Annotated in this window: 11 protein-coding genes; 2 read left to right on the top strand and 9 right to left on the bottom strand. The window is 64.6% G+C overall.

What is annotated here, in order from left to right:
* Nucleotides 1–54: 54 nt before the first annotated feature.
* Together AC3WUF_RS02845 and AC3WUF_RS02840 are read right to left on the bottom strand one after the other, a co-directional pair.
* Nucleotides 55–474 (bottom strand): hypothetical protein, encoded by a 420-nt coding sequence (locus tag AC3WUF_RS02845; RefSeq protein ID WP_492422215.1) that lies wholly within the window; start codon nt 472–474, stop codon nt 55–57.
* Between the two features lie 56 nt (nt 475–530).
* Nucleotides 531–1,430 carry an AEC family transporter gene (locus AC3WUF_RS02840; RefSeq protein ID WP_492422213.1) on the bottom strand — a complete coding sequence of 300 codons (900 nt, stop codon included), beginning with the start codon at nt 1,428–1,430 and terminating at the stop codon, nt 531–533.
* 252 nt (nt 1,431–1,682) lie between these two features.
* Between AC3WUF_RS02840 and AC3WUF_RS02835 the strand changes: the two genes are divergently transcribed.
* Both AC3WUF_RS02835 and AC3WUF_RS02830 read left to right on the top strand, forming a co-directional pair.
* Entirely contained in the window at nt 1,683–3,116 is a 1,434-nt protein-coding gene (locus AC3WUF_RS02835) for an amino acid permease (protein WP_492422211.1), read from the top strand.
* A gap of 161 nt (nt 3,117–3,277) precedes the next feature.
* Complete coding sequence (locus tag AC3WUF_RS02830; RefSeq protein WP_492422209.1) at nt 3,278–5,653, top strand: efflux RND transporter permease subunit; 2,376 nt, start codon at nt 3,278–3,280, stop codon at nt 5,651–5,653.
* Here the strand turns inward: AC3WUF_RS02830 and AC3WUF_RS02825 are convergent.
* The 7 genes from AC3WUF_RS02825 to atpG form a co-directional block, all read right to left on the bottom strand.
* Nucleotides 5,650–6,852, bottom strand: coding sequence for a GGDEF domain-containing protein (locus AC3WUF_RS02825; protein ID WP_492422207.1), 1,203 nt, complete (start codon nt 6,850–6,852; stop codon nt 5,650–5,652). The two genes, AC3WUF_RS02830 and AC3WUF_RS02825, sit on opposite strands and share 4 nt — an antisense overlap.
* A gap of 162 nt (nt 6,853–7,014) precedes the next feature.
* Complete coding sequence (locus AC3WUF_RS02820; RefSeq protein ID WP_492422205.1) at nt 7,015–7,605, bottom strand: hypothetical protein; 591 nt, start codon at nt 7,603–7,605, stop codon at nt 7,015–7,017.
* A gap of 55 nt (nt 7,606–7,660) precedes the next feature.
* Nucleotides 7,661–9,496: a glutamine--fructose-6-phosphate transaminase (isomerizing) gene (gene glmS / locus AC3WUF_RS02815; protein WP_492422203.1), complete on the bottom strand. Its 1,836-nt coding sequence runs from the start codon at nt 9,494–9,496 to the stop codon at nt 7,661–7,663.
* Between the two features lie 60 nt (nt 9,497–9,556).
* Complete coding sequence (gene glmU, locus AC3WUF_RS02810) at nt 9,557–10,936, bottom strand: bifunctional UDP-N-acetylglucosamine diphosphorylase/glucosamine-1-phosphate N-acetyltransferase GlmU (RefSeq protein WP_492423541.1); 1,380 nt, start codon at nt 10,934–10,936, stop codon at nt 9,557–9,559.
* 96 nt (nt 10,937–11,032) lie between these two features.
* The gene (locus AC3WUF_RS02805; protein WP_492422201.1) at nt 11,033–11,455 is read right to left on the bottom strand and encodes a F0F1 ATP synthase subunit epsilon; all 423 of its coding nucleotides are present in this window, start codon (nt 11,453–11,455) and stop codon (nt 11,033–11,035) included.
* Between the two features lie 22 nt (nt 11,456–11,477).
* Entirely contained in the window at nt 11,478–12,881 is a 1,404-nt protein-coding gene (gene atpD / locus AC3WUF_RS02800) for a F0F1 ATP synthase subunit beta (protein ID WP_492422199.1), read from the bottom strand.
* A gap of 45 nt (nt 12,882–12,926) precedes the next feature.
* Nucleotides 12,927–13,787: a F0F1 ATP synthase subunit gamma gene (gene atpG / locus AC3WUF_RS02795; RefSeq protein ID WP_492422197.1), complete on the bottom strand. Its 861-nt coding sequence runs from the start codon at nt 13,785–13,787 to the stop codon at nt 12,927–12,929.
* Nucleotides 13,788–13,803 lie beyond the last annotated feature (16 nt).

Raw genomic sequence — 13,803 nt, 5'->3', positions numbered from 1 at the left:
GCCGCCTGCGGGCGGCCATCAGTCCAGGAGCGCAGGCCTTATGGCCTTCGCAACTCAGCTACGAGCGAGACTGGGGGAGAAATCGGGTGGGCCGCGCGCTGGTGGTGGCGCGCCTTGGGAGCGCAGCGCCAGTGGGGCCGGTTTCGCAACCGGGGCTTCCAGCCCTGCGGGATCGAGGTCGATGCTGGCCGCCGCCGCAGCCAGGGGGCTGCCGCCGGCAACCGATGCACAGAGCTGCGCGCAGCGGTCGTGCTGCTCCGCCTGCGTCGCACCTCTTTCGAGAATCTCGCGAATGCTGTCCGGAAGCTCGGCGAGCTTGGCCTTGAGCGCCGGCGAACCGACGCCGCACCAGGTCGCGACGCCGGCCTTGCTGGTCGACATGGCGGCCGCATGCGCGACCGGCAGACACAGTTGCGCCAGCCATCCGAAGACAGCCAACGCAAGGGTCAGCTGTTGGCGGACGCGGCGGGACATGCCTTGGATTGTACGGCAAGCCGTGCGCCTGCCCATCCGCTCAGAACCATTCGTTCTCAGGGCAGAACCAGATTCCACAGCGGCACGCTGATCAGCGACAGCAGGATGCCGACGCCGAGAATGCTGTTGGCGAGCGGTGAATCGAGATGGTGCTGGTCGCAGAGGATCGCCGCCGAGATCATCGGCGCCATGGCGGCCTGCAGCGTGGCGACGGTCAGCGTCAGTCCGCCAACCCCGCTGAGCCAGCCCACCGTGAAGATGAGCAAGGGGGCGACCAGCAGCTTCCAGCTCAGGCTCAGCACGATCGGCAGCGCCTGACCGTTGCCGAGCTGGAAGCGGAAGCGCAGGCCCACCGAGAACAGGGCCAGCGGCACGAGCGTGGAGCCGATCCGCAGCAGGATGTCCTCCGCCATCGGCGGCCAGCCGCCAAGCAGCCCGACCAGCGTGCCGATCAGCAGCGCGACGAATGGCGGAAACTTCAGCACCCGGAGGGCGATCTCGCGCGGCCGCGTCTGACCGCCCGAATACATTGCCGAAACGATCGTGCCGCTGATCGCGAGCATCAGAAAGCAGCCCAGCTGATCGGCAACGACGCCGACCGCGAGGCCTTCGCGGCCACGCAGCGCCTCAAGCAGCGGATAGCCGAGGAAGGACGTGTTCCCCAAACCGCCCATGATGATCAGACCGCCGATGCGCGCGCGGCTCCAGCCGTAATGACTGCCCAATGCACGGAACAGCACGAACGAGCCGGCGAAGACCAGCCATTGCGAGACCGGCAGAAACCAGGACTGCCATTCGATCTCGACGCGCGGGATCAGGTCCAACACCAGGGCCGGCAGCGCCACATTGATGACCCACCAGTTCAGCCCCTGCGCCAAGCCCATCGGCGGCCGCGCATAGCGCGCGACGAGTACGCCGAGCAGCAGACAGACCAGAAGGAGAACGAAGGCGCTCATGAGGCGCGAATTGTAGTGCCGCGCGGCGCACGCGCACGACTTGAGGCTTGAGCCTGATTGTGATTATTTATCATCAATTGTTTATTATTTTAAATATTAACGAACATCACTGTTGCCCGCCCGTCACCCGCGGCTGGGGGTATCCACCCACTTCGACGCTAGGGGATCGGTCGGAGTGGACAGTTGCAGCGCCGTCCATGAGACTCGCTGAATCGACACATACTTTCATGCAGCCCAGGGGAGTTTCACCGCATGAGCTTGATGCGCACCAAAGCGATCGATCCGACCGCCAATACCGGCCTCAAACGCTGCCTGACGGCTTCCGATCTGATCCTGCTCGGCATCGGCTGCATCATCGGCACCGGCATCTTCGTGCTCACCGGCGTCGCCGCCGCACAGCATGCGGGCCCCGCGATCGTGCTGTCCTTCGTCATCTCCGGCACCGCCTGCGCGTTCGCGGCGCTGTGTTACGCGGAACTCTCGGCGGCGATCGGCGGTAGCGGCAGTGCCTATGGTTACGCCTACGCCGGCATCGGTGAATTCATCGCCTGGATCATCGGCTGGGACCTGATCCTCGAATACGCCGTTGCGACGGCGACGGTGTCGATCGGCTGGTCGGGTTACTTCTCCAACATCCTGCACGCCTATTTCGGCATCGACCTGCCGGCCGAGTTCACGTCGGCACCGGCCGAGGGCGGCATCGCCAACGTGCCGGCGATGGTCATTGTCCTGACGCTGGCCGGGCTGCTGTGCTGGGGCGTCAAGGAATCCGCCCGCTTCAACGGCGCGATGGTCATGGTCAAGCTGGCGACGATCCTCGCCTTCATCGCGATCGCCGGCCCGCACGTCAACGTCGACAACTGGACGCCGTTCATTCCGGAACGCGTTGTCGATGCCGACGGCAACAGCCACTTCGGCTTCATGGGCGTGACGACCGCGGCGGCGCTGATCTTCTTCGCCTACATCGGCTTCGACGCGGTTTCTACGGCGGGTGAGGAAGCGGTCAACCCGCAGCGCGATCTGCCGATCGGCATTCTGGCTTCGCTCGGCATCTGCACCGCGCTGTACATCATCGTGTCCGGCATCCTGACCGGCGTCGTGCCCTATGCGGACATCAACATCAAGGCACCGGTCGCCGAAGCGATGCGCAGCCTCGGCTTGAACTGGGCACAGGGCCTGATCGCAACGGGCGCGATCTTCGGCATCACCACCGTGATGCTGGTGCTGTACTACGGCCTGACCCGTGTCGTGCTCGCGATGTCGCGCGACGGCCTGCTGCCGGCCAGCATGGCCAGCATCAACACCAAGACGCAGACGCCCGTGAAGCTGATCCTCGGCAGCGGCGTCGTCATCGCGCTGATCGCCGGCTTCTTCCCGATCGGCAAGGTCGCGGAGCTGGTCAACCTCGGCACGCTCGGGGCGTTCTTCCTGGTCTGCGCCAGCGTGATCATGCTGCGCAAGTCGAAGCCGGACATGGTGCGCCCGTTCAAGGTGCCGATGGTGCCGCTGATCCCGATCATCGGCATGGGCTTCTGCGCCTGGCTGATGGCGAGCCTGCCGGCGCTGACCTGGATCGCCTTCGGCATCTGGATGGCGATCGGCCTGGTCGTGTACTTCGTCTACTCGCGCAGCCACGCCGTTGCGGGCAAGGCGACGGTCGACGTTGCGTTGCATCCGCCGCGCTGAAGCCTGGCCATGCGGTCCGGGATGCGTGGATTGGCGATCAGCCTGCTGGCTTGCAGCACGCTGATCGCCTGCGCTGACGAAGCCACCGCCTGAGCAACACGAGGCCGCGATGAGCAACCGGCAGTGCTAGTCGACGCAAGTCATCAGCGGCAGGGCTAGGCTTGTACTCGATTCGGCTGCGTTTCGCGCAATTCATTCTCCGCCACGCAGGCTGGTCGTTCGCTGCGTTCGGCTTGATCACGCTGTTCTTCGCCGCCGGTCTGCCGCGCGTCGAGCTGCGCACGATCTTCTCCGACCTGCTGCCGGGCGACGATCCCTTCGTGCAGGTGTTCCAGGATCATCCGTCGTTCGGTAATCCTTTGACCGTCGTCATGATGGTGCAGCGCACCGACGGCGGCGACATCTACAACGGCGAGACGCTGGCGAAGATCTGGCAGCTGACGCGCGACATCGATCTGACTCCCGGCGTCGATCACGACCAGATTCTTTCGATCTCGACCGAGAAGGCGCGCTACGCGGAAGCCACGCCGTTCGGCATCGACATGCGACCGCTGATGGGAGACCGCCCACCGCAGACGGCCGAAGAGCTGGCGCTTTTCAAGCGCCGCGTCGATCACTCGCCGAAGGTGCGCGAGTTCCTGATTTCACGCGACGACAAGGCGACGCTGGTCACCGCAACGTTCATCGAGCAGCGCACGAACTACGGCGAGGTCTTCGATTTCGTCGAGGCCCTCGCGCGGAACGCGCGCGACGACAAGCATGCGATCTACGTCGCCGGCCAGCCGATGCTGATCGGCTGGGTCTACAAGTACGAATGGCAGATGGTCGGCATCTTCGCCGTCACGCTCGGCGCGCTGGTGCTCGCGCTGATGCTGTACATGCGCAACTGGGTCGGCGTGGTGACGCCGATCGTGACCAGCGCGGTCGCCGGTATCTGGGCGTTCGGCCTCGTCGGCTGGCTCAATATCTCGATCGAGCCGCTACTGATGGTTGTGCCCTTGCTGCTGACCGCGCGCAGTTTCTCGCACAGCGTGCAGTTCACCGAGCGCTTCTACGAACAGTACGCAGTGCTCGGCGATCGTCGTCTCGCTGCCGAGCGCACCATGGTCGTGATGATGTCGCCGTCGGTGCTGGGCATTCTCACCGACGTGCTGGGCATCGTCATCGTCTGCGCCGCGCCGATTCCGGCCATGGTGCGCCACGCGATTTTCTGCGGCATGTGGGCGGTGTGGCTGATCCCGACCGGAGTCGTTCTGATCTCGCTGCTGCTCGCTCACTTGCCGGCGCCGGGCAATGCCAGGCAGCTGAGCGGGGCTGGCGCCGACGCGGCGACCGATCGTCTCAAGCAGCTGTTACGCCGTATCGGCCGCTGGACTTACGGCCGCGCGGCGCGATTGACGACGGCCATCGTCATTGCCTTGTCGGCCGTCACGATCTACACCGCGTCGCAGATCCAGATCGGCAATCCGGTCGAGGGCAGCAACCTGCTGTGGGATGACTCGCCGTTCAATACTGCGGTGCGTGCGATCAACGGGTCGTTCCCCGGCATGAACACGCTGGAGATCATTCTCGAAGCGCGCAATCCGCGCGACCCGGAATGGAATGCGCAGCGGCTCGACATGGTGCAGACCATGCAGCGTCTGCAGATACTGATGGAAGACAGCGCGGCACCGCCGCGGGCGAGCCTGTCCTTCGCCGACTATCTGAGCGAGTCCAGCCGACTGTTCAATGGCGGCCATCCGAAGTGGGCGCCGCTTGACCCGCGCCAAGCCGCGATCAGTGCCGCGGCGATGGGCGCGCTGATGGGCTCCAGCGAAAAGAACCTCGGCCATGTCGTCGCATCGGGCCTGCAGCATGCAACGGTCTCGCTGTGGTACCCCGACAACAAGCAGGCCACGGTCGATGCAGCGCTGGCGGCAGCGCGTCAGGCCGTGGAGACCGTCGGCATCGAGCACGAGCATTTCCGCGTCCGCCTCGGCTCCGGCACGATCGCGCTTCAGGAAGCGGTCAATCGCGTCATCGAGCGCTACCACCTGGTCGTGATCCTGGGCGTCAATCTCTGCGTCTTTGTGCTCGTCAGCTGGGCTTACCGATCCGTCGTCGCCGGACTCCTGCTGCTGGTGCCGGTCAATCTCGCCAACGAGGCGTTGACCGCCGCCATGCATCTGCTCGGCGTGGGCCTCGACGTCAATTCGATGATCGTCGCCGCGATCGGCGTCGGCGTCGGCATCGACTACGGCATCTACCTGCTGTCGCGCATCTGCGAGGAGATCCAGCACAACGGCGGAGACTGGAGTGCGGCGATCGATGCCGCGTTGAGCACTACCGGCAAGGCCATCCTGTTCACCGCGACGATCATGGGGCTGGGCATCCTGCCCTGGTACCTGATGTCGGACCTCAAGTTCGTCGCCGACATGGGGCTGCTGTTGATCGCGATCATGGGCATCAACATGCTGCTGTCGCTGATCGTGTTGCCGCTGCTGATCTGGTGGGTCAAACCCGCGTTCGCGCTGCGCGTCGCGCAGGCCGGCCACTAGAAGGCCGATGCCGCCTGGCGCGGCAGCGCCAGCTCGCCGAGCGCGGTATCGGCAGCGACGATGACTCGGTTACGGCCAAAGGTCTTGGCCTGGTACAGCGCGATGTCCGCGCGCTCCAGCGCAATGCGCAGATCGATGCCGGCCTGTTCGGGCGAGAAAATCGCGACGCCGATGCTGACCGTGAGCCGCACCGTGCCTTCGGCCAGCTTCACGCGATGCGCCTCGATAGCGATCCGCAACCGTTCCGCGACCGCGGCCGCTTCGGCCGGCGGAATGGCCGACGACAGCAACCAGAATTCCTCGCCTCCCGCACGCGCGAAGATATCGCCGCCGCGCAGGTTTGCCTCGACCAGCTGGGCGATGGAGCGCAGCACTTCGTCGCCGCCAAAATGGCCGAACTCGTCATTGATGCGCTTGAAGTGATCGATGTCCAGCATCATCAGCACCAGCGAACCTTTGCCGCCCGTACTGACGCGGCGTTCCTGCGCAAGGGTGCGAAACGCACGCCGGTTGAAGATGCCGGTCAGTTCGTCGCGGTTCGCCAGCATGTCGAGCTTCAGCTGCAGACGCTGACTCGCGAGCAGCAGATGTCCAACCGAACTGAGCAGCGTCACGACCTGCAGCACGCCAAAGAACATCATCTGCGGATAGCCGACTTTGACCATCGTCGCATCTGGGCTCGCGTCCCAGACACCGATCAGCCTGACGACGCAGATCGTCGCGTAGATCAACCAGATGCAGCCGACGAAGCGGCCGACGACCCGCTGCGACGGTGCGATATGGGCGATCAGACCATGCGCCATCAAACCGCAGGCGGTGACCGCGCAGATCGTATATGCGGTGACCCGCGCCGCCATCGATTCCTCGATGACGGCGCCGTAGATGTTCAGCAGCAGCGCCGGCACATAGATGACCGACAGCAACCGCCAACGTATCGGACGTTCGAGGAAGATCGCCGTTCCCGCATACAGAAAGGCGAGCGCCAACGCCGCCGATGTGTTGCCGAAGATGCGCGAGACTGGCGGCGGCAACACCATGTTCAGCGCGAACGGCAGCGTGCCGAACGCGTAGGCTACAAAGCCGATCATCCAGAACCATACTGCGCGGTCGTTGCGGTGGACGCGCCAGACAAACAGCATCGCCACGGCCGCGCTGATCGCGGACACAGTCGATGTGAAGTAAAGCGTTACCAGATCCATGATCCCCGAACCCAAGCCCCCCAGGCCTGGCTCAGGGTACCGTACCGATCCCGCCGGCGATTCCCCCCATATGCGGGACTCGCCGCGACATCAGGGCCGGCCGAAGCCCGCGCGCCAGATGGTTGAGGCCCTTTCTTTGGCGACCTCAAGAGACGGAAGCCCTTATCGCAGCGCCCTCAAGGTCTCCCCGAATGCCTTGGTTTCCATCTGCCTGTCGCTGCAAACCATCCGGACGCGAATCGCTCCCGGCGGCGACGGCAGATCTGCGGGATCGACGCGCAGCGGCCGCGTATCCAGCGCGATGCGAATCAGCACCTGCGGGTTGCTGACCTCGAGGTTGGTCGAACCATCCGGGTTGAGGCGGCTGTCCTTGATGGCCCAACCACCCTGCTGCACGTAAAGCCGCCGGTAGTCGGCCAGTTGCGCATAGGCCGCATCCCGGCTCTGAAAGTGCGCAGCGGCGGCGACCACGGCGACGCGACCCGAGCGTGGGGTCAGCGTCGCGATGACGGTCGAGTACGGTGCAAAAGAAGAACCCCAAGGCGTGAGTCGGTAGCGCGCCGCCGGCACGCCGCTGCCGAGGCCTGGCAGATTTCGTTCGACGATCCTTGAATCATCCATTCCCAGGTAGGCGCTGAAGGTCAGTCCGAATGCCTGGGTTGCCGTGCAGGGCGGGCCGACGACCACTGGCGGCGGCTCTTCGAAGCTCCTGAACGACGGGACGCAGGCCGCCGACAGAGCGACGAGCGTCAACGACGCGACCTGCCGTAACGGCGCCCACCGTCGTCGATTAAGGACAGCCACCGCGTTATTCGACCGTGACCGATTTCGCCAGATTGCGCGGCTGATCGACATCGGTGCCGCGCAGCACGGCAACGTGGTACGACAGCAGCTGCAGTGGAATCGTGTAGATCAGCGGCGCCTGCAGAGGCTCGATGTGGTCGGGCATCGTGATGACTTCGACACCGTCGCTTTCTTCGATGCCCGTGTTGGGGTCGGCAAAGACGAACAGCCGGCCGCCGCGCGCGCGGACTTCCTGCAGGTTGGATTTGAGCTTTTCCAGCAATGCGTTGTTCGGCGCAACGGCGATGACGGGCATGTCCGCATCGACCAATGCCAGCGGACCGTGCTTCAGCTCGCCGGCGGCATACGCCTCGGCATGGATGTACGAGATTTCCTTGAGCTTGAGCGCGCCTTCCATCGCAATCGGGAAGGTCGGGCCGCGGCCGAGGAACAGTGCATGGTGCTTGCTCGCGAACTGGGCGGCCCATTCGCGAATCTGCGTATCGAGCTTGAGGGTGTGTTCGACCATCTCCGGCACCGAACGCATTTGGCGGGTGTACAGCGAGATGACGCGACGATCGATGCCGCGACGCTGCGCGATGGCGAGCCCGAGCAGCGCAAGCGCAGCGAGCTGCGTCGTGAATGCCTTGGTGCTGGCGACGCCGATCTCGGGACCGGCGCGCGTCATCAGCGACATGTCGGCTTCGCGCACCAGCGAGGATTCGGGCACGTTGCAGATCGCCGCGGTCGCGACGTAACCGAGCTTCTTGGCTTCACGCATCGCGGCGAGCGTGTCGGCGGTTTCGCCGGACTGCGAGATTGCGAGGAACAGAGTCCCCGGCATTACGACGGGATCGCGATAGCGGTATTCGCTGGCAACCTCGACGGCGCAGGGAATCCGCGCGCCCTGCTCCAGGTAGTAACGCGCAACGAGGCCGGCGTGATAGCTCGTACCGCAAGCGACGATATGGACCTGCTCGATGCGCGGCAGAATTTCCGCGGCGCGCGGACCGAAAGCCGCCTCGAGCACATGGTCGCCGGCGATGCGCTCGGACAGCGTGTCGGCAATCGCGCGCGGCTGCTCGTAGATTTCCTTGAGCATGTAGTGCGCGTAGTCGCCGCGCTCGACGGCATCGGCGGACAGCGAAGACTCGTGCTCGGGCCGCGTCACCGGCTTGCCGGCGATATCGAATATCGAGACGCGATCGCGGCGGATGTCGGCGACGTCACCCTCTTCGAGGAAGATGAAACGGCGCGTGACCGGCAACAATGCCTGCACGTCGGACGCGACGTAATTTGCATCGTCGGCAAGGCCGATCACCAGCGGGCTGGCGATGCGCGCGACGACGATGCGATCCGCTTGTTGCGCATCGAAAACGACAATCGCGTAAGCCCCGGTCAGACGCCGCACGGCCTGCTGTACCGCGGCGGTCAGATCCGCGCCCTGCTTGACCAGATCGTGGATCAGATGGGCGATGACTTCGGTATCGGTTTCCGACTTGAAGACATAACCCTTGCCCTGCAACTCGGTCTTCAGCTCGGCATGGTTCTCGATGATGCCGTTGTGGATCAGTGCGATGCGGTCGCCCGAGACGTGCGGATGCGCGTTGGCTTCGGTCACACCGCCATGCGTGGCCCAGCGCGAATGGGCGATGCCGAGCAGGCCCTCACAGGGATCGGCCTGGATCTTGGCCTGCAGCTGGACGACCTTGCCAACACTGCGGCGCAGCGCGAGCCCGCCGCCCGGCTGGGCCAGAGCGATGCCGGTGGAATCGTAGCCACGGTATTCGAGGCGGCGCAGGCCTTCGATCAGTACCGGGCTCACATCCTTGGGCGCGATCGCGCCGACGATTCCGCACATGGCAGGGTCTATTCGGGAACAGGACGCCTAGTTTAGCTGCGCCCCCAGAGGACTGCCTGACTAGCTTTTCGGCTTCTTCTGCGGTCGCTTCCAGTTCGCGTAGGTCTTCTGCTCGCGGGCGCGGCAGACGGTCAGGCCTTCGGCCGGCACGTCCTTGACGATCGTCGAACCGGCGCCGACGGTGGCATTGCGGCCGACCGTCACCGGCGCAACCAGCTGGGTGTCCGAGCCGATGAAGACGCCATCCTCGATGACGGTGCGGTGCTTGTTGGCGCCGTCGTAGTTGCAGAAGATCGTGCCGGCGCCGATGTTGACGTCGGCGCCAACCTCGCCGTCGCCCAGATAAGCCAGGTGATTGGCCTTGCTGCGCTGGCCGAGCTTCACTTTCTTGACCTCGACGAAGTTGCCGATATGGACCTCGTCGGCGAGTTCGGCCTCCGGCCGCAGGCGCGCGAACGGCCCGATCTGGCAACGCGCGCCGACCGTCGCGCTGTCGAGCACGCTATGCGATTCGACGACCGTGCCGGCGCCGATCGTGACATTGCGGACGACGCAGTAAGGGCCGATGCGCACGCCGTCGCCGAGGGTCACCTGGCCTTCGAAAACGCAGCCCACATCGATCGATACATCGCGCCCGTGATTCAGCGTGCCGCGGATATCCAGGCGCGCCGGATCCGCCAGCGCCACACCATCGCGCAGCAAAACGTTCGCCTGACGCAGCTGGCAGGCGCGCTCTGCACGGGCGAGCTGCACCCGGTCGTTGACGCCTTCGACCTCGGAGGCATCGGCGGCGCTCACCGTCGCCACCTTGAGCTTGTCCTTGACCGCGAGCGCGACGATGTCGGTCAGGTAGTACTCACCCTTCGCATTATCGTTGCGGACTTTCTTGAGCCAGCCGCGCAGGCGCTTGGCCGGTGCCGCCATGAAGCCGGTGTTGATCTCGCCGATGCGCTTCTGCCGCGTATTGGCTTCCTTCTCTTCGACGATGCCAGTCATCGCGCCCGCGCGGTTGCGGACGATGCGGCCGTAGCCAGCCGGGTCGCTCAGTTCCACCGTCAGCACCGCGAGCGTGCGGCGGCCGGCCTCGAGCAAGGCCTGCAGCGTTGCGGACGAGATCATCGGCACGTCGCCGTACAGCACCAGAACCACGGCGTCGTCGGGCACTTGCGGCATTGCCTGCTGCACGGCATGCGCGGTACCGAGCTGCTCGCGCTGCTGTGCCCAGTGCACATCGGTCCCGGCGAGCGCGCTGCGCTCGAACCAGCCGCGCACCTGGTCGCCGCCATGGCCATAGACGACGTGAATGCCGGCGGCGGACAAGCCGCGCGCGGCGCTCAGCACGTGAGCCAGCATCGGCTGACCGGCGAGCGGGTGCAGCACCTTGGGCAGTGCGCTCTTCATGCGCGTGCCCTGGCCTGCGGCCAGGACGATGCAATGCAGCGGCGCGATGGTCTTCGACATTGAGCGGGCCCTATAAACAAAAATCCCGCTCATGCTGCCTGAACATGAGCGGGACGGTCATCTTTTGAAAACCGCTTACTGGTGCGTATGGTTCTTCAGCTTCTGCACGAACTGCAGACGGGCGGCGGCTTCGATCAGCTCCTGCTGCGCGCGCGTCGTGTCGAGTTCGGTCTTGGCGCCGGCGAGCTTCTCTTCGGCGGCGGCCTTGGCGGCCTGCGCCGCGGCTTCATCGGCATCCTTGGCGCGCAGCGCGGTGTCGGCAAGGACCGTCACCAGATGCGGCTGGATTTCGAGGATGCCGCCGCCGACGAAGAACTGCAGTTCTTCGCCGCCAGCCTGCTGCACGCGCACCGTGCCCGGCTTGAGACGGGTCAGCAGCGGCGCGTGACGCGGCGCGATGCCGACTTCGCCCATTTCCGCCGGCGCGAACACCATCGTCGCCTCGCCAGAGTGGATCTGGCCTTCAGCGGAAACGATGTCGACGTGGATGTTTGCCATCGGATTTCCCGGACGTCAGCGATTAAAGCTTCTTGGCCTTTTCGACGGCTTCGTCGATCGTGCCAACCATGTAGAACGCCTGTTCCGGCAGGTGGTCCATTTCGCCGTCAACGATGGCGCGGAAGCCGCGGATCGTTTCCTTCAGCGAGACGTACTTGCCCGGCGAGCCGGTGAAGATTTCGGCAACGTGGAACGGCTGCGACAGGAAGCGCTGAATCTTGCGCGCACGGGCCACGGCCTGCTTGTCTTCTTCAGACAGCTCGTCCATGCCGAGAATCGCGATGATGTCCTTCAGTTCCTTGTAGCGCTGCAGCACGCCCTGCACATCGCGGGCGGTGTTGTAGTGCTCGGTGCCGATGACGTTCGGATCGAGCTGGCGCGAGGTGGAGTCGAGCGGATCGACGGCCGGGTAGATACCCAGGGAGGCGATGTCACGCGACAGCACGACCGTGGAATCCAAGTGGGCGAAAGTGGTCGCCGGCGAGGGGTCCGTGAGGTCGTCGGCCGGAACGTAGACGGCCTGGATCGAGGTGATCGAGCCGGTCTTCGTCGAGGTGATGCGCTCCTGCAGCACGCCCATTTCCTCGGCGAGCGTCGGCTGGTAACCCACCGCCGACGGCATACGGCCGAGCAGTGCCGATACTTCGGTACCGGCCAGCGTGTAGCGGTAGATGTTGTCGACGAAGAACAGCACGTCGCGACCTTCGTCGCGGAAGTATTCGGCCATCGTCAGACCGGTCAGCGCGACGCGCAGACGGTTGCCCGGCGGCTCGTTCATCTGGCCGTACACCATCGCGACCTTCGACTTCGACAGGTCTTCGGTGTCGATGACCTTCGACTCGGCCATTTCGTGGTAGAAGTCGTTACCTTCACGCGTACGCTCACCGACGCCGGCGAACACCGACAGACCCGAGTGCGCCTTCGCGATGTTATTGATCAATTCCATCATGTTGACGGTCTTGCCGACGCCGGCGCCGCCGAACAGACCGACCTTGCCGCCCTTCGCGAACGGGCACAGCAGATCGATGACCTTGATGCCCGTTTCGAGCAGTTCGGTCGAACCGGCCTGATCTTCGTAGCTCGGCGCGGCGCGGTGGATCGACCACTTGTCGGCCGAGTTCACGTCGCCGGCGTCGTCGATCGGGCGACCGAGCACGTCCATGATGCGGCCGAGCGTGGCCGGGCCGACCGGCACCGAAATCGGCTTGCCGGTGTTCTGCACGACGAGGCCACGCTTGAGGCCTTCCGAGGCACCCAATGCAATGGTGCGAACGATGCCGTCGCCCAGCTGCTGCTGGACTTCGAGCGTCAGCTCGGTGCCGTCAACCGTCAGCGCGTCGTAAATCTTCGGGATTGCATCGCGCGGGAATTCCGCGTCGACGACTGCGCCGATGACCTGAACGATCTTGCCAGTGCTCGTGCTCATTTCCTTCATTCCTGTCAAACGTGGCCTAAGGCCCCGTACTAAAAATTAGACTGCGGCAGCGCCGCCGACGATTTCCGCCAATTCCTTGGTGATGCTCGCCTGACGTGCCTTGTTGTAGACCAACTGCAGCTGGCTGATGATCTTGCCGGCGTTGTCGGTCGCGGACTTCATTGCGACCATGCGCGCGGACTGCTCGCTCGCCACGTTCTCGTTGACCGCCTGGTAGACCTGCGATTCGACGTAGCGCATCAGGACCAGATCGAGCAGCTCGGTCGATGCCGGTTCGTACAGGTAGTCCCAGTGATCGAGCAGACCGTCGGTGCTGACCGGTTCGATCGGCAGCAGCTGCTGCGCGGTCGCCTTCTGCGTCATCGTGTTGACGAAGACGTTCGACAACAGGATCACCTTGTCGACCGAACCGTCGCGATAGGCGTCGGTGACGACCTTGATGATGCCGAGCAGCTGTTCCAGCGTCGGCTTGTCGCCGAGGTGGGTTGCCGTCGCCAACACCCTGCCGCCCATGCGCTTGAAGAACGACACCGCCTTGTTGCCGATCAGGACGAAGTCCACTTCGACGCCATTGGCGCGCAGTTCACGCACATCGCGCACCGCGGTGCGGAACACGTTCATGTTCAAGCCGCCGCACAGACCGCGGTCCGAAGACACGATCAGGTACGCAACGCGCTTGACCGGACGCTCGACGGTGAACGGGTGCTTGTACTCGAGGTTCGCCTGCGCCAGATGACCCAGCGTGCGGCGAATCTTTTCTGCGTACGGGCGGGCGGCCGCCATGCGATCTTGCGCCTTGCGCATTTTCGACATGGCAACCTTTTCCATCGCCCGCGTGATCTTCTGCGTGTTTTTCACGCTTTTGATCTTGGTGCGGATTTCCTTGGCGCCTGCCACGATCTACTCCGTTAGT

The sequence above is a fragment of the Fontimonas sp. FW305-C-3 genome (assembly GCF_058783185.1).
The sequence above is the reverse complement of the archived record's forward strand: the minus strand, read 5'-3'. Positions and strand labels throughout refer to the sequence as shown.

Excerpts from the sequence above, each read along its gene's own strand:
- atpD (WP_492422199.1), bottom strand. The coding sequence starts at position 12,881 with ATGAGCACGAGCACTGGCAAGATCGTTCAGGTCATCGGCGCAGTCGTC.
- AC3WUF_RS02825 (WP_492422207.1), bottom strand. The coding sequence starts at position 6,852 with ATGGATCTGGTAACGCTTTACTTCACATCGACTGTGTCCGCGATCAGC.
- AC3WUF_RS02835 (WP_492422211.1), top strand. The coding sequence starts at position 1,683 with ATGAGCTTGATGCGCACCAAAGCGATCGATCCGACCGCCAATACCGGC.
- AC3WUF_RS02805 (WP_492422201.1), bottom strand. The coding sequence starts at position 11,455 with ATGGCAAACATCCACGTCGACATCGTTTCCGCTGAAGGCCAGATCCAC.
- AC3WUF_RS02845 (WP_492422215.1), bottom strand. The coding sequence starts at position 474 with ATGTCCCGCCGCGTCCGCCAACAGCTGACCCTTGCGTTGGCTGTCTTC.
- glmS (WP_492422203.1), bottom strand. The coding sequence starts at position 9,496 with ATGTGCGGAATCGTCGGCGCGATCGCGCCCAAGGATGTGAGCCCGGTA.
- AC3WUF_RS02840 (WP_492422213.1), bottom strand. The coding sequence starts at position 1,430 with ATGAGCGCCTTCGTTCTCCTTCTGGTCTGTCTGCTGCTCGGCGTACTC.